Source organism: Peribacillus glennii, assembly GCF_003429105.1.
GTDB lineage: Bacteria > Bacillota > Bacilli > Bacillales > DSM-1321 > Peribacillus > Peribacillus glennii.
Map to the genome: position 1 here is coordinate 37,335 of NZ_QVTD01000006.1, position 15,003 is coordinate 52,337.

14 protein-coding genes and 1 pseudogene are annotated in these 15,003 nt (G+C 45.5%); 1 reads left to right on the forward strand and 14 read right to left on the reverse strand.

Annotated elements, in window-relative coordinates; all coding sequences use genetic code 11:
- Positions 1-3: 3 nt before the first annotated feature.
- Complete coding sequence (gene rpmB / locus D0466_RS11305; protein ID WP_117322692.1) at positions 4-192, forward strand: 50S ribosomal protein L28; 189 nt, start codon at positions 4-6, stop codon at positions 190-192.
- A gap of 269 nt (positions 193-461) precedes the next feature.
- On the opposite strand, the gene spoVM is transcribed toward rpmB, so the two are convergent.
- The 14 genes and pseudogenes from spoVM to gmk all read right to left on the reverse strand — a co-directional run bounded on the left by spoVM (position 462) and on the right by gmk (position 14,994).
- Positions 462-542, reverse strand: coding sequence for a stage V sporulation protein SpoVM (gene spoVM, locus D0466_RS11310; RefSeq protein ID WP_046522178.1), 81 nt, complete (start codon positions 540-542; stop codon positions 462-464).
- Between the two features lie 103 nt (positions 543-645).
- Entirely contained in the window at positions 646-1,299 is a 654-nt protein-coding gene (locus D0466_RS11315; RefSeq protein ID WP_117322693.1) for a thiamine diphosphokinase, read from the reverse strand.
- A gap of 380 nt (positions 1,300-1,679) precedes the next feature.
- Entirely contained in the window at positions 1,680-2,327 is a 648-nt protein-coding gene (rpe, locus tag D0466_RS11320; protein ID WP_117322694.1) for a ribulose-phosphate 3-epimerase, read from the reverse strand.
- A gap of 2 nt (positions 2,328-2,329) precedes the next feature.
- Positions 2,330-3,211 (reverse strand): ribosome small subunit-dependent GTPase A, encoded by an 882-nt coding sequence (rsgA, locus tag D0466_RS11325; protein WP_117322695.1) that lies wholly within the window; start codon positions 3,209-3,211, stop codon positions 2,330-2,332.
- A 24-nt stretch (positions 3,212-3,235) separates the two neighbouring features.
- Positions 3,236-5,236, reverse strand: coding sequence for a Stk1 family PASTA domain-containing Ser/Thr kinase (gene pknB, locus D0466_RS11330; protein WP_117322696.1), 2,001 nt, complete (start codon positions 5,234-5,236; stop codon positions 3,236-3,238).
- 5 nt (positions 5,237-5,241) lie between these two features.
- Positions 5,242-5,992 (reverse strand): annotated as a pseudogene (locus D0466_RS11335) (Stp1/IreP family PP2C-type Ser/Thr phosphatase).
- A 4-nt stretch (positions 5,993-5,996) separates the two neighbouring features.
- Positions 5,997-7,088 (reverse strand): 23S rRNA (adenine(2503)-C(2))-methyltransferase RlmN, encoded by a 1,092-nt coding sequence (gene rlmN / locus D0466_RS11340; RefSeq protein WP_117322697.1) that lies wholly within the window; start codon positions 7,086-7,088, stop codon positions 5,997-5,999.
- The gene (rsmB, locus tag D0466_RS11345; protein WP_117322698.1) at positions 7,088-8,437 is read right to left on the reverse strand and encodes a 16S rRNA (cytosine(967)-C(5))-methyltransferase RsmB; all 1,350 of its coding nucleotides are present in this window, start codon (positions 8,435-8,437) and stop codon (positions 7,088-7,090) included. Before rsmB ends, rlmN begins: the two co-directional genes overlap by 1 nt.
- Complete coding sequence (fmt, locus tag D0466_RS11350) at positions 8,424-9,383, reverse strand: methionyl-tRNA formyltransferase (protein WP_117322699.1); 960 nt, start codon at positions 9,381-9,383, stop codon at positions 8,424-8,426. The genes rsmB and fmt overlap by 14 nt, the downstream gene beginning before the upstream one ends.
- Positions 9,380-9,865 (reverse strand): peptide deformylase, encoded by a 486-nt coding sequence (def, locus tag D0466_RS11355; RefSeq protein ID WP_117322700.1) that lies wholly within the window; start codon positions 9,863-9,865, stop codon positions 9,380-9,382. The genes fmt and def overlap by 4 nt, the downstream gene beginning before the upstream one ends.
- A gap of 395 nt (positions 9,866-10,260) precedes the next feature.
- The gene (gene priA / locus D0466_RS11360) at positions 10,261-12,672 is read right to left on the reverse strand and encodes a primosomal protein N' (RefSeq protein ID WP_117322701.1); all 2,412 of its coding nucleotides are present in this window, start codon (positions 12,670-12,672) and stop codon (positions 10,261-10,263) included.
- A 6-nt stretch (positions 12,673-12,678) separates the two neighbouring features.
- Entirely contained in the window at positions 12,679-13,884 is a 1,206-nt protein-coding gene (gene coaBC / locus D0466_RS11365; RefSeq protein WP_117322702.1) for a bifunctional phosphopantothenoylcysteine decarboxylase/phosphopantothenate--cysteine ligase CoaBC, read from the reverse strand.
- A gap of 287 nt (positions 13,885-14,171) precedes the next feature.
- Positions 14,172-14,378: a DNA-directed RNA polymerase subunit omega gene (gene rpoZ, locus D0466_RS11370; RefSeq protein WP_117322703.1), complete on the reverse strand. Its 207-nt coding sequence runs from the start codon at positions 14,376-14,378 to the stop codon at positions 14,172-14,174.
- A 1-nt stretch (position 14,379) separates the two neighbouring features.
- Positions 14,380-14,994: a guanylate kinase gene (gene gmk, locus D0466_RS11375; protein WP_117322704.1), complete on the reverse strand. Its 615-nt coding sequence runs from the start codon at positions 14,992-14,994 to the stop codon at positions 14,380-14,382.
- Positions 14,995-15,003: the final 9 nt, after the last annotated feature.

A 15,003-nucleotide genomic window follows, 5' to 3' on the forward strand; every position in this document is an offset into this window, starting at 1 on the left:
ACAATGGCACGTCAATGTGTGATCACAGGAAGAAAAACTCGTTCTGGAAACAAACGCTCCCACGCTATGAATGCAAACAAGCGTACATGGGGCGCTAACCTTCAAAAAGTACGTATTTTAGTTGACGGTAAACCTAAGCGTGTATACGTTTCTGCAAGAGCTCTTAAATCAGGCAAAGTAGAACGCATATAATGTTAATGGCATCCTTTTATAAGGGTGCCTTTTATTTTCCCCCTATAACGAATGTGAATTTTCCACACTCTCAATCCTAAGATGGAAACTAGGATTAGCTTTTTAATCAGTCTGTATGTGAATGAAGCAAGACTCTCATTTTATACAAAGCTGATGGGTACTTTCTGGAAACAGGCAGGATCGCTATTTAACGAAGTGCCGCTTGAGCCCCATTCCCACAGAAAAAAACACCCCGCTACAGGGTGTGATAAACCGAAGAATAAGGCCCGTCAACCTTTCTTGAACGCACCAAGCATTGCTCTGACAAGGCCTCCCAGCACTTTTGGCAGTTTGATTGTATAAAATTTCATAATGCCCCTCCTCTGTACATCTCGCCTTTCCGAAGTTCACTTATTAAGCTTATTAGCTGAATCCGGGATATATTATATTACATGGCAGTTTCAAGCGTGAATGCTAATCACTGCTTCTTATCACCATTAATATGCCTTCCGAAAACGAAAAAGTACCACATTCGGAAATAAGTTCATTGCTGATGCATAATGTGGAGCCCATCTTAATATCGCGGTTTTTCAGAGGGTATTTAAAGCCTTTTAAGGTGATGCCCTTTACCTCATTGGTAGCCGGGACAAATGACACATACTTTTTTTCGCTGTATCCTTTCAGCTGATGGATGCCTGGCCTTTTAACCGTTAAAATATTTGTTTTATCAATGATGAATATTTCGGAAGCTGGTTTTTTATCCAAAATATCCTCTCTCAAAAGCATTTGGACGTTCGCCAACAAATGGTCCAGGCGCCCGCCTGTAGCCCCAAAAATATAAAGCTTTGCAGGATTTTGTGAGATGGCCCAGTTTAAAGCAATTTCAAGGTCGGTTTCATCTTTTTCTGACGGGTAAAGATGGATATCCCTCATTTCATTCTGTATCGCTTCAAGTTCGGTTTCCGAAACCGAATCAAAATCACCGAATGCAGCGCGGGGTGTGATACCGTTTTCCAGCAAGGTATAAACACCCCTGTCCACTCCAATCCACGAAGCATCCATTTCTTTGTATATGTTCAGGTTCGGCACACAATCCGGAGGGCCGCCCGCTAAAATGCAGATGATCATATTATCACTCTTTCGTAAGAAAAGCGCATGTAAAGGAACGTGGAATAACAATGCCACGTCCCCACGTCCTGTGGCAAAACTCGACGCCATCACATCCTGTGGAAGGCCGCCAGAGTCGTGAGTTATAAACTCGAGCCCAATTAAAGCCGCCACGTCCTCAGGTCTTCGTCGGCACTGACAGATGGAATGCCTTTCTGGAGAACTTAGCAGCTGCAAAAATGTTTGATTATTTGTGGCGGGCTCTTGTGCGCCGTGGCTTGAAGCTGGCCGATTAAGAGCGCCACTTCCTGCCGCAATATCGCACTGGTAAATCCTTGTACGTCAAAGCCAGAAAACAATAATGTTGAAATGTCTATATCGTCTTATCTTTTTAACGGCAGCTATAATCCCCTTATTGCTTGAATGGCTTTTTGCCTGTCAGGCTGGTTGTAGATGGCGGAGCCGGCAACCAGGACGGTGGCACCGTGTTCGATGCACTGCCGTGCAGTTTCTTCATTTATTCCGCCATCCACTTCGATTTCAACGGTGCTGCCGTTTTGTTCGGCAAGTCTCTTGACTTCGGTGATTTTCCGCAAGACGGAGCTGATGAATTTCTGTCCGCCAAACCCGGGATTGACCGACATCAATAGGACCATGTCGATATCATCTATAACATGTTGGATTGTGGATACCGGCGTGGCCGGATTTAGCACGACCCCCGCCTTGACACCAAATGACTTGATCAATTGAATTGTACGATGAAGATGTTTGCATGCTTCCACATGGACTGTCATATAATCAGCACCTGCTTTGGCGAAAGCTTCAATATACGAATCGGGGTTCTCGATCATTAAATGGACATCTAGCGGCAGCTTGGTTACCGGCCGTATCGCCTCTACAATCAAAGGCCCGATCGTAATGTTCGGCACAAAATGTCCATCCATTACATCCACATGAATATAATCGGCTCCGCCTTTTTCTACATCGATAATCTCTTCAGCGAGCCTTGCGAAATTGGCAGATAAAATAGAAGGGGCGATTTTAACCATAGTCAGTACCTCGGCTTTCTCTCCTTAATTTCTTCCAGGAATTGCATGTAATGCTTATAGCGGTATGGTCTTATTTCACCGGCCTCTACCGCTTCCTTGACCGCGCACTTCGGCTCTTTATCATGCAGGCAGCCGCGGAATTTGCAATTCTCCCCCGTTTCATAGATGTCCGGAAAACAATACGATAAACGCTCGGCCTCAATATCCATAAACTCCAGTGAACTGAAACCGGGTGTATCCGCGACCAGCCCCGTGCCGATATGGATTAGCTCTACATGCCTTGTTGTGTGCTTCCCTCTCCCTAGATGCGAGGATATATCATTTGTCTTCAATTCCAGGTCAGGATTGATTGCGTTTAACAGGGAGGACTTGCCGACACCGGATTGGCCGGCAAAGACGCTTATTTTATCCTGCAAGTACGGTTTCAGCTTCTCAATGCCGTCTGACGTGACGGATGAGGTCACTAAAACAGGGTATCCAATCGCTGTATAGTCCCTCACATATTCCTCCAGTTCGGCTTGTTTTTCGTCAGGAACAAGATCCATTTTGCTGATGCATATGACAGGGTCGATTTCTTTATCCTCAATCAGCACAAGAAAACGGTCAAGAAGCGCCGTGCTAAAGTCAGGCTCGACAGCGGAAAAGACAAGGACAGCTTGGTCAACATTCGCGATCGGCGGCCGTACAAGCTCATTTTTGCGATCATTGATTTCCAGAACATATCCGTCTGTCGGATTTTCAGCTTGATAAACGACATAGTCGCCTACAAGAGGTGTCACTTTATTTTTCCGGAAGACTCCGCGGCCGCGGCACTGGATTGTGTCTTTCCCGTCAAGGACATAATAAAAGCCGCTCAACGCTTTAATGATTTTGCCTTCAGGCATAGGTTTACTCCTTTATATTTAGAATCACTCCGGATACTCAACCACTTCATCGATGATCACAATATTATCCCTCATTACCTTGTAGCCAGCTTTCCTGTCAGGTGTAACGGTCAATGACAGTGTCCGTTTGGCAGGCTCCACTATCGAAAACGTTTCTGCAGGCACCGTCATGCTCAGGTTCATATCCTCTATGAAAATCTTGATTTGCTGAGGCTTGCCAGGCTCTTCCGGAGCGTATGGGATGTTAATATCCTTATTTACAACCTTAGGCGGGATTTTTTCTTTTCCTTTTGACAGGACCACATTCACGGTGCTACCTTTGGAAATCCTCGTGTATGCCCGTGGAGATTGTGAAACTACCGACCCTTCGTCGATTGAATCATGGTATATTTCCTTTTCGACTTTTATATTGATCTCAGCCTCGTTCTCATAATCATCAAGTTTGTCCCTGTTATAGTTCGTCAAATCTTTTAACTCAAACTTATCAGGACCTTTGCTTACAGTTATTTGAAACTCGGTTTCTGACGGAACCACTTTACTGCCTGGAGCGGGGTCCTGCGAAAGGATCGTCCCTTTTGCACTGCTATCGAATTCTTCTTCAGCATTCACATCCTTGAATCCTAACTCTTTAAGCAGCGGCTCAACACTTTCTATGTTCCTCCCTGTATAATCGGAAACCTCCAATTTTTCTTTCCCAAGGCTCTGGTAAATGTTCACTGTTGCGCCTTCTTTTACCACAGTTCCGGCATCCGGGTCTGTTTTCATGACTTTGCCGTCTTCGATTCGCTCATCCTCGATCCGGATCGTTTTTCCTATATCCAAACGGGCTTCAAGGAGCGATGTGATGGCATCGTCCATTTCCTGCCCTGATACGTCAGGGACTTTTAATTCTTCAGGGGCAAAGACCCTGGGAAAAACCGTGAATGTTAAAATTATCAGTATTGCAAGTATCAAAAATGTGGACACTAGGAAAATCGGCAGCTTGCTTTTCTTTTTGCCGTCTTTAGGCTTTTTATTCTTGTTTTTTTGTTTAGCGTCCTTCCCGGCAAGCTTGGTATCTTCATCGATAGCTGCAACTCGTTCAGGCCCCCGTATAATGGTTTCATCCCTGTTGTCAGGAATGCCGTCATCATTTGTTATAATGGGAATTGCCTTTGTGGCCTCTTCATCTTCGGGAATATGAAACGGTTTCTCGCTGATCCTTTCGGGATCCAATGCTGTCCTTATATCCTCCTGCATATCATCAACACTATCGTACCTGTAAAACGAATCCTTTGCAGTTGCTTTCAGGATAACATTCTCGACGCTTTGAGGTATTTCCGGATTCCAGCGTTTCGGGGATGGCGTTTCTGATTGCAAGTGTTTCAGGGCAATGGAAACAGCGGATTCACCTGAAAAAGGCAAACGCCCTGTAATTAGCTCAAACATTACGATGCCCAGCGAGTAAATGTCGGATTTTTTATTGGCCATGCCCCCGCGCGCCTGCTCAGGAGATAGATAGTGTACAGAACCAAGCACAGCGTTTGTCTGGGTGATGTTAGTCGCACTTAGTGCCATCGCGATTCCGAAATCGGTAATTTTTACATTTCCCTCTTCATCTATCAAAATATTTTGCGGCTTGATATCCCTATGGATAATTCCATTTTGATGGGCATGGGCAATGGCGGCCGTTATTTGTTTCATGATATCGAGGGCTTTCTCCATAGGTATCGGATAGTGCTTCTGTATGTATTGTTTCAGGGTCAACCCCTTCACATATTCCATGACAATATAGTAAATATCATCCTCTTCCCCAACATCATAAATGCTGACAATGTTAGAATGGGCAAGGCTCGTCGCTGATTGGGCTTCCCTGTTGAAGCGTTTAATGAACTGCTCATCATTAGAAAAGTCCATCCGGAGAATCTTCAAGGCCACATCACGTTCGAGAATCATATCACTGGCAAGATAAACATTGGCCATTCCGCCACCGCCAACCATGTCCAAAAGCTTGTACCGGCCGTTAATTCTTCTCCCGATTAACATCCGTTTCACCCGCTTTCACTTTCATCTTGGTACCCGATAATGGCGAGTGTGATATTATCTTCGCCGCCGTACTGATTGGCCAGATCAATTAGCAAGCCGGCTTTTTCATCAAGGGGCAGGTCATCTGTTACGATGGAAAGCATTTCGGATTCGGAAACTTTATTCGAAAAGGCCATCCGAGCAAAGAATCAGTATGTCTCCTTCTTCAAATATGATGGTCATGACATCCAATTCGACAGCCGGTTCCGTCCCCAAAGCTCTCAGTAAAACATTCTTCCTTGGATGATGCTCAGCATCCTCCTTGGTAATTTGGCCGGAGCGGACAAGTTCGTTTACCAAAGAGTGATCTTCGGTTACTTGCTTAAAACCGGATTCGTTATTCAAATAACAGCGGCTGTCGCCAATATTGGCAATGGTTGCAAATTTATCGGTGCAAATAGCTGCGACTATTGTCGTCCCCATGCCCTGGCATTCGGTGTTTTCCCTGGCATGCTCAAAAAGAATCCGATTCACTTTTCCAATATTTTCAGAAAGCCAGATTTCCGCATCCTGGGCTGTATTTATCGATTTACTTTCCATCCAGTGATTGCTCAAATGCTCTACCGCCATCAGGCTTGCCACATCACCGGCGCGGTGTCCGCCCATGCCATCTGCAACTATGGCAAAGCGCACACCTTCCGGATTGATAAATACCCCGCCATTATCCTCATTGTGCTGGCGGACCTTCCCGCGGTCTGTCTTAAAAACTGCATTCATAGGTTCACCTCGTTTCTTCTTTGCGCTCCTTCGCGCGAAGCTGTCCGCAGGCCGCATCTATATCATGGCCTTGTTCTCTGCGGATTGTCACATTGATTCCGCGCTTTTTCAACGTTTTCTCAAATTCAAATATTTGTTCACGAGGTGTCCGTACATAGTTGCGTTCAGGTACATAGTTAACAGGTATTAAGTTAACATGGCATTTGATATCTTTAATCAGGTCTGCCAATTGTTCGGCATGTTCCACCTGGTCATTTTCACCGCCGAATAACCCATATTCAAAGCTCACCCTTCTTCCGGTCTTTTCGGTGTAATATTTTACTGCTTCGATAAGGTCAGGAAGTTTATAAGCACGGTTGATCGGCATCAACTTTGTTCTTAATTCGGAGTTAGGGGCATGCAATGAGATTGCAAAATTGATTTGCAGACTTTCATCGGCAAATTTGTAAATTTTCGGTATGATGCCGCTGGTTGATACAGTTATATGCCGAGCTCCAATGTTAAGCCCTTTTTCATGGTTGATATTTTTCAAAAAAGACATCATTTCATCATAATTATCGAAAGGCTCGCCAATTCCCATAATGACAACCGAGCTGACCCTTTCATTTGTTTCATCAAGCGCCTGCTGTACTTTTACGACCTGGGCAACGATTTCTCCTGCTTCCAGGTTGCGTTTTAATCCGCCAAGTGTGGAAGCACAGAATGTGCAGCCAATCCGGCAGCCAACCTGGGTAGTAACACAGACTGAATTTCCGTATTCGTGGCGCATCAATACCGTTTCAATGGAGGAGCCGTCATGCAGTTCAAACAGAAACTTCATCGTCCCGTCCTTGGAAGTCTGCTGGATCAAAGTATTGAGAGTTGTAATCGTAAAGTTGCCTTCAAGCTTATCTCGCAATGATTTAGAAAGGTTCGACATATCCTCGAAGCTCTTTACCCGCTTTTTATAAAGCCATTCAAAAATCTGTTCTCCCCGGAAAGGTTTTTCACCGTTTTCTTGTAGCCACTCCTTCATTTCGTGAAGCTCCAGGGAATAAATCGATGGCTTCTGCTGTGTGGTTTCTTTCTTTTTCCTCGTTGTTGTAATCTCTGCCATTATTGCACCTTCTTCCTAAAGCTTGCGATGAAAAATCCATCGCTGCCAAAATATTGCGGGAATATCTGGAGGGAATTACCCTCTACAAAAGGGCTGACGCTTTCTGGCAATCTCTCTGCCAAAGTAGCATCGGCTTCAAATTCTGGATGCTTTTCCAAAAAGCCTGCGGCTACCCGCCCATTTTCTTCCCGATCAACCGTACAAGTGCTATATATTAATCTTCCCCCTTTTTTCAAAAGAGGGGCACTTGCCTCAAGAAGCTGTTCCTGGATTACGGATAACCTTGAAATATCTTCCTGTGACTTTGTATATTTCACATCGGGCTTCCTTCTCATGACTCCAAAACCTGAGCACGGGGCATCCACCAGTATCCTGTCAAAGCCTTCTTTATGAAAAATCTCCCCAACTTTGCGGCTGTCCATAGAATATGTTTTAATATTTTTCAAGCCAAGGCGTTCCGCCTGCTCTTTGATAAGTTTCACTTTGTGCTCATGAAGGTCGATAGCATTTACCTGTCCAGTCTCCAACCCTTCGGCAATATGTGTCGTTTTGCCCCCGGGCGCTGCACAACAATCTAATACCATATCATTGGCTGAGGCCCCCAAAGCATGGGCGACCAGCATGGAGCTTTCATCCTGTATTGTCAGGTAACCTAACTTATGGCTTTCGGAATGTGCCAGATTACCTCTTAAAGAGAGGATGGCTTCAGGGGCGACATCACTCTTCTCAACATGGTAGCCCTCTTCGGTCAAAGCGCTGATTGCCTCATCCCGGGAAATTTTTTTGACATTCACGCGTGCTGATTGAAGCGGGGCAACAAGATTGATTTCGCACATTTCTTTTGTTGTTTCAAACCCGAATTGCCGGGTCCATCTTTTCACCAGCCAAAGGGGATGGCTGGTTGCAATCGACAGCCGTTCTGTATCATCCTCGATTGCATCCAGTGATGGGATGCCTTTTCGCTGGATATTTCTGAGCACTCCATTAACCATGGAGGAAATCCCTTTGTGCCCGCGTTTCTTTGCGATTTCCACGGCTTCGAAGAGGATCGCATGGTCCGGGACCTTGTCGAGAAAGACCATTTGATAAAGCGAAAGCCGTAGAAGGTTGATCACCCAGGACATTGTCTTTTTTTGATTCTTAATAAAAGGCTCCAAATAATAATCCAGTGTCATTTTTCTTTGGATCGTCCCATAGGTGATTTCGGTCAGCAAGCCGCTGTCCGCTCCTTCGAGATGGTGTTTTTTAATCATCGAATTCAAGAGCAAATTGCTGTATGATTGGTTTTTTTCCACCGATTCAAGAACATCGAGCGCTATTTCCCGAACGTTCATTTTAGTTTCTTTCATTGCTTACTCCTAACTTCATCCCCGGCTTGATAAATGAACCGGCTCCGTGCAGATAATCAGCAGCCTTCATTTTTTTCTTGCCTGAAGGCTGCAGTTCGGTAATTAAAATGGAGATTTCGTTTCCCGTTGCAACTAACAGCCCGTCCGCGTTTACGGCCAGGATTTCACCGGGAGTACCATTCTTGTCGGACTTATGTTTCTTTGATTCCCATATTTTTATGATATCCCCATTACATAATGTATAAGCAACAGGCCACGGGTTTAGTCCGCGGATATGGTTATAAATGTCTTCCCCGTATCGTTTCCAGTCAATTTTCTCCTGTTCCCGTTTTATATTAGGGGCAAAAGTCGCTTTATGCTCATCTTGCTTAATCGGGGTGATTTCACCATTAATAACCAAGGGGATGGTTTCCGACAATAAATCGGCACCAAGTGTACTCAGTTTATCATGGAGTGTCCCGACATTATCGTCTTCCTCGATGCTTACTTCCTCCTGCGTCAAAATATCGCCGGCGTCAAGCTTTTCTGCCATGTACATGATGGTAATGCCCGTTTTTTCTTTCCCTTGCAATATGGCGTAATGGATTGGGGCTCCTCCCCGAAGCTCAGGCAGAAGGGATGCATGCACATTAATGCATCCGTATTGCGGAGCCTCCAGCAGCCCATTCGGCAATATTTGCCCAAATGCAGCAGTGACGATTAAATCTGCATCAAGGGCAATGATTTCATCCATTTCTTTTTGATTCCTTAGTTTTTCCGGCTGAAAGACCGGGATGCCGTGTTTTTGCGCCTCAACCTTTACAGGAGGAGGAGTCAGTACCTTTTTTCTGCCAACCGGCCTGTCGGGCTGGGTCACGACACCGATCACTTCATAGCCGTCCCGGATGATTCTTTGGAGTACCGGAACGGAAAAGTCGGGAGTACCCATAAAGACTATTTTCGTCATTCATCCCCATACCTTTCCAAATCTTCTTCAGTAAAATATTTGCTAACCTTGCTCGTGAATAAAACACCATTCAAATGGTCGATTTCGTGCTGGATCGCCCTGGCTAGGAAATCCTCGGCTTCAAGCTCAAAGCTGTTTCCGAAACGGTCCTGGGCACGGATCTTCACTTTAGATGGGCGGGACACTTCCCCGTAAATACCGGGGAAACTGAGGCAGCCTTCCGGATCCGTCTGCTCTCCTGTTGCCTCCAGTATTTCAGGGTTCATCATTTCAATGATCCCCTCATCCCCGCCAATATCAACCACTGCAATTTGTTTCTTCACTCCAACCTGTGGAGCGGCAAGGCCAACGCCGTCCGCTTCCAGCATGGTTTCATGCATGTTATTTAACAGCTTTGCCAATTTTTTATCAAAACTTGTTACTTTCGCGCATTTTTGTTCCAGAATTTTATCCGGAAACAAAATGATCGGTAAAATAGCCAAAGAATAATAACCCTCCTAAAAGAAATACGGAAACGCCCTGAATAAAGGACCGTCGACCCACCTCCTCCTCGAAAAGCTGTGCTTTCCTTGGTGCGATGCGATGCCAAAGCTTCCTTGTTCTGTGGCAGCCCTAAGATGGGTGACCTATGACCTTGACCGCACGTCCTGGGGTTGGTGTCCCAGCGTCGGTGCCGGGCACTGTAGCTACTCATCATTACATATGTTGAAAAATTTATACTTTCTTAGTTTTAGAAAAGCGGAAGCGGCATGTTTAAAAGAGCAGATCTGGCTGGCCGCCCCCGCTTGACAACCAACTGGTTCAGAAAAATATCTTTTATAATGGCAATGTAAAAAATAATTTCTTATTATCCTTCTATGTTAATAACAGAGATCTGTCACATCATGATTTGTGGATTCATATCTATTGAAATTTGCAGCAAGTTTTGAGCTGTTTCCTGCTGATAGTGTTCGAGGACCGTCCGCAGCTGTTTCTTCAATTCCGGTTCCCGTTTGTATTTTATCAAACATTGGTAACGATATCTATTGTTGATCCTGCTGATCGGCGATGCGACCGGCCCAAGGATGATTGCTTCCGGGCTAAGGCTGGCGGTAAGATATTTTGTAATTTTTTCAGTGACGGCGACTGCTTTCATCAAATCTTCATGCGATACATTGATTAATGCCAGATAATAATAGGGCGGGTAGTGGCTTTGCCGTCTGATATACATTTCCCGCTCATAAAATACATCAAAGTCCTGGAGGCCTGACAACTCAATGCTATAATGCTCAGGCGTATAGGTTTGGATGACCACTTCCCCGGGAAGCTCATGCCTCCCTGCTCTTCCGCTCACCTGGGTCAACAGCTGGAAGGTCTTTTCTGAAGAACGGAAATCCGGCAGGTGGAGCATCGTATCGGCCGATAGCACGCCCACAAGGGTAATATTCGGAAAATCAAGCCCCTTGGCAATCATCTGGGTACCAAGCAAAATATCGGCATGCCCCTCTTGAAACGCATTCAGGAGCCTTTCATGAGAGCCCTTTTTGCTGGTGGTATCCACATCCATTCTGATCACCCGTGCCTCAGGAAGTATTTTTGCCAATTCTTCCTCCACCTTTTGTGTTCCCGTTCCAAAGAATCTGATATGGTCGCTTCCGCATTCAGGGCAAGCCTGGGGCATTCTTTCTTCATGCCCGCAATAATGGCATTTAAGAGAATCATTATAGCGGTGGTACGTTAATGAGATATCGCAATTTGGGCAATTCGTCACTAGTCCGCAGCTGCGGCACATGACAAAGGAGGAGTGTCCCCTTTTATTTAATAAAAGGACGGTCTGTTCGCCTTTTTCAAGCCTGTCCGTTAATTTAGAAAAAAGAGTTTTGGAAAACATCGACCGGTTGCCATTGCGAAGCTCTTCCCTCATATCAACGATGTCAACCCTTGGAAGCTTGCTCTCATTCATTCGTTTGCTCAAGGTCAACAACTTGTATACATTCTTCTTTGCCCGGGCAAATGACTCCAAAGCAGGCGTCGCACTGCCCAGAATAACCGGGCAATTATGATGTTTTGCCCGCTCGATGGCAACTTCGCGAGCATGGTATCGCGGTGTTTCTTCCTGCTTGTAGCTGGACTCGTGTTCCTCGTCAATGATAATGATTCCCAGGTTTTCAAAGGGAGCAAAAATTGCGGACCTGGCCCCTACCACAACCTTCACTTCTTTGCGATGGATCTTTCGCCACTCATCGTATTTTTCCCCGATTGACAATCCGCTGTGCATGACGGCAACCAGATTTCCAAATCTTTCCTTGAATCTTTTTACAGTTTGCGGCGTCAAGGAAATTTCGGGTACCAGCATGATCGCCTCTTCGCCCTTTTTAATTACATCGTCAATCGCCTGCAGGTAGATCTCCGTTTTTCCACTCCCCGTCACGCCGTATAACAAGAATACCGCATGGCTATTATCATGAATGGATTTTTTCACTGGCCGAAGTGCATCCGCTTGCTCTTGAGTCAGAATAAACGGCTCTGTCTGCTTAAATACCCTGTTTTCATATGGATCCCGGTATATTTCTTCTTCTTTTTCCGCAAGGATTCCTTTATCAATAAGAGCCTTGACCACTGCGTTTGACACGCGGACATCTTCCAGTAATTCCCTGAGTTGGATTTTATCGGGATGGTTTATAAAATGATGTAACACCTCATACTGCTTTCTGGCGTTTGGTGGTAAAATGCCTGCATAATCCTCGAGCCCTTCCTTATTTAACAGAGGCTGGATGACGCGCACCGTCTTTTTCTTCAATTTGTCTTTTACAAAATACATAACCTCCAGGTTCCCCTTTCGGACATGCTTTTGCAACAAAGCAGCGTGGTCGGATTCCAAAACATCCTTCCACGAGATCATATCTTTGTTCTTGAATAGCGCTTGAACTGTCGCTTCCAGGTGTTCTTCCCGTCCTGTACTGATACGCAGCACCTTTTCATATTTGGCTTTAAGGGCAGCGGGTAGCATTGCTTGAAGAGCGGTAATCCTGAAACACATCGTTTCTTCGGTCAGCCAGCTCCCAAGCTTTAGCAGTTCTTCATTCAATACGGGTTCCAAATCCAATATTTCTTTGACTTCTCGTATTTTTTTTACATTGGAATCATTTTTCAACGCTGTGATAAAGCCCTGTACCATTCTCGGACCAAACGGGACAATTACCCTCATGCCGGGCTGAACGATATGTTCCCATTTGCCGGGAATCGAGTAGTCAAATTCGCGGTCCGTTTGTTTCGCTGGCACATCTACAACTACAGATGCAATTCCCATGAATCATCAGTCCTTTTTAAGCATCCGGCTTACTTCCAGTAAAATATTCACGGCCACTTCTGCCTTCGGCATTTTGGGCAATTCTGTTTTGCTGCCATCCCGCTTGAATAAGGTCACGATATTTGTATCCGTCCCAAAACCGGCCCCAACGGATGTCACGTTGTTGGCAACAATCATATCCGCATTTTTCTGTTCAAGCTTCCCAAGTGCATATTCGTCAAGGTTTTCCGTTTCAGCAGCAAAGCCGACAAGTATTTGCTTGTCTTTTTTTGATCCGAGTTCTCCCAGGATATCCACGGTCCGCTTCAGCGCAATGGCATTGTCACCCGGCTGTTTTTTGATTTTTTGTTCATGATAGCTTTTTGGCGTGTAGTCTGCTACAGCAGCGGTTTTGATCACAGCATCGGCTTCAGGGTACAATTTCATTACTTCCTTGTACATATCAGCAGCTGATTCGACGTTTATCACAGACACATTCGGTGGAGGGTCCAGTGACACAGGTCCGGAAATCAATGTGACATGTGCGCCCATTTCTTTTGCCTGTTCCGCAATCGCATACCCCATCTTCCCGGTTGAACGGTTGGAAAGGAAACGGACCGGGTCAATATTTTCCCTCGTAGGGCCTGCAGTTATAAGAATCCTTTTTCCTGCCAAGGGCTTTTCCTCTTTTTCCGAAAAAAAAGCCGATAGATTGGCAACGATTGTTTCCGGCTCTTCTAACCGGCCTTTACCTACGTATCCACAGGCAAGATAGCCTTCTGACGGCTCGATGAATTGATAGCCGAACGTTTTTAAAGTTTGCATGTTTTTTTGCACGGCAGGATGGGCATACATATTTACATTCATTGCAGGAGCGATCCAAACAGGGTGACGCACTGCAAGCAAGGTGGTGGTAATCATATCATCGGCAATTCCGTTCGCAAGCTTTCCGATTACATTTGCCGTTGCCGGCGCAATCAATGCAATGTCCGCCCAGTCAGCAAGGTCAATATGGGCGATTACTTCAGCATTTTTTTCGTCAAAGGTATCCGTGTACACATCATGCCTGGAAAGCGCCTGAAAAGTAAGCGGGGCAACGAATTTACAGGCTGATTCACTCATGATTACCTTTACGCTCGCACCCGCCTGAGTAAGCTTGCTTGTCAAAGCGGCCGCTTTATATACAGCGATGCCTCCCGTAACACAAAGCAGAATGTTTTTGTCTAAAAGCATGGTCATTTCCCCTTAACTAATCGTTCTTTTGTCTTATTATGAAGGATTTCGGCATTTTTTTCACCTTTAAAGAAAACAAATAAAGAAAACCCGCCGATTGGCGAGCCTAGAAAAGGCGAAGAAAGAGGGGAAGTTGACTTTATTCATAAACTTGGCCGCTACGTCGCCTGAACATCATTTCGGCCAAGTTATACTTACTTAAAGTGAACAAAGGGCCGGAACCCGTGCCCCGTATTTTCAGCAATGCTGAATCCGCGGTTTGGAAGGTGTCCGACCCTCGAAAAGCCTTATTTTTCTTCGTATTGGTTTTTGTATTTAAGTTTTCCTGAGTTTATTTCCTCGAGCGCCCGGCCCACACTTTTGTGGGAAACAGGCTTTTCAATCCTGGTATCATCGTTGATCTGCATTTGTCGGGCCCGTTTCGCAGCAACGGATACAAGGGAATACTTGGAATCAATTTTTTCCAGCAATGAATCAATAGAAGGGTATAACATATCAATTTTCCTCCAGCATTTTTTTATATCGGGCAGATACTCTTTCCCTGCGGCAGTGCTCGGCAATGACAATCGCGCCTATTCTGTCGCATGCGGCCGCTACTGTATCATTTTCCACTACATAATCGTATAAATCCATCATTTCGATTTCTTCCTTGGCAGCCGTCATTCTTCTCTGGATGACTTCCGCCGTTTCCGTTCCCCTGGTGACAATGCGGCTCTGCAGTTCAGAGAGGCTTGGCGGGGCGAGGAAAATGAATAGCCCTTCCGGGAATTTTTCACGGACCTGCCTTGCTCCCTGGACTTCAATTTCAAGGAAAACATCTTTTCCGGCTTCCAGGGTTTCCCTGACATAATCAACGGGAGTGCCGTAATAATTGCCGACAAACTCGGCGTACTCGAGCAGCTTATCCTGCTTGATCAATCCTTCGAATTCCTCACGGGTTTTAAAGAAGTAATCCACGCCGTTAACTTCTCCCTCGCGCGGCTTTCGGGTAGTCATGGAGATCGAATATTCAAAAGCAGTGTGGGGACGCGCAAATATTTCTTTTCTGACCGTTCCTTTTCCAACACCGGATGGACCAGATAATACGATTAGCAAGCCTTTTTCTCTCATATTCTTTCT

Coding starts and splice junctions, on each gene's coding strand:
- rpmB (WP_117322692.1), top strand. CDS start 4: ATGGCACGTCAATGTGTGATCACAGGAAGAAAAACTCGTTCTGGAAAC.
- spoVM (WP_046522178.1), bottom strand. CDS start 542: ATGAAATTTTATACAATCAAACTGCCAAAAGTGCTGGGAGGCCTTGTC.
- D0466_RS11315 (WP_117322693.1), bottom strand. CDS start 1,299: ATGATCATCTGCATTTTAGCGGGCGGCCCTCCGGATTGTGTGCCGAAC.
- rpe (WP_117322694.1), bottom strand. CDS start 2,327: ATGGTTAAAATCGCCCCTTCTATTTTATCTGCCAATTTCGCAAGGCTC.
- rsgA (WP_117322695.1), bottom strand. CDS start 3,211: ATGCCTGAAGGCAAAATCATTAAAGCGTTGAGCGGCTTTTATTATGTC.
- pknB (WP_117322696.1), bottom strand. CDS start 5,236: ATGTTAATCGGGAGAAGAATTAACGGCCGGTACAAGCTTTTGGACATG.
- rlmN (WP_117322697.1), bottom strand. CDS start 7,088: ATGGCAGAGATTACAACAACGAGGAAAAAGAAAGAAACCACACAGCAG.
- rsmB (WP_117322698.1), bottom strand. CDS start 8,437: ATGAAAGAAACTAAAATGAACGTTCGGGAAATAGCGCTCGATGTTCTT.
- fmt (WP_117322699.1), bottom strand. CDS start 9,383: ATGACGAAAATAGTCTTTATGGGTACTCCCGACTTTTCCGTTCCGGTA.
- priA (WP_117322701.1), bottom strand. CDS start 12,672: ATGGGAATTGCATCTGTAGTTGTAGATGTGCCAGCGAAACAAACGGAC.
- coaBC (WP_117322702.1), bottom strand. CDS start 13,884: ATGCTTTTAGACAAAAACATTCTGCTTTGTGTTACGGGAGGCATCGCT.
- rpoZ (WP_117322703.1), bottom strand. CDS start 14,378: ATGTTATACCCTTCTATTGATTCATTGCTGGAAAAAATTGATTCCAAG.
- gmk (WP_117322704.1), bottom strand. CDS start 14,994: ATGAGAGAAAAAGGCTTGCTAATCGTATTATCTGGTCCATCCGGTGTT.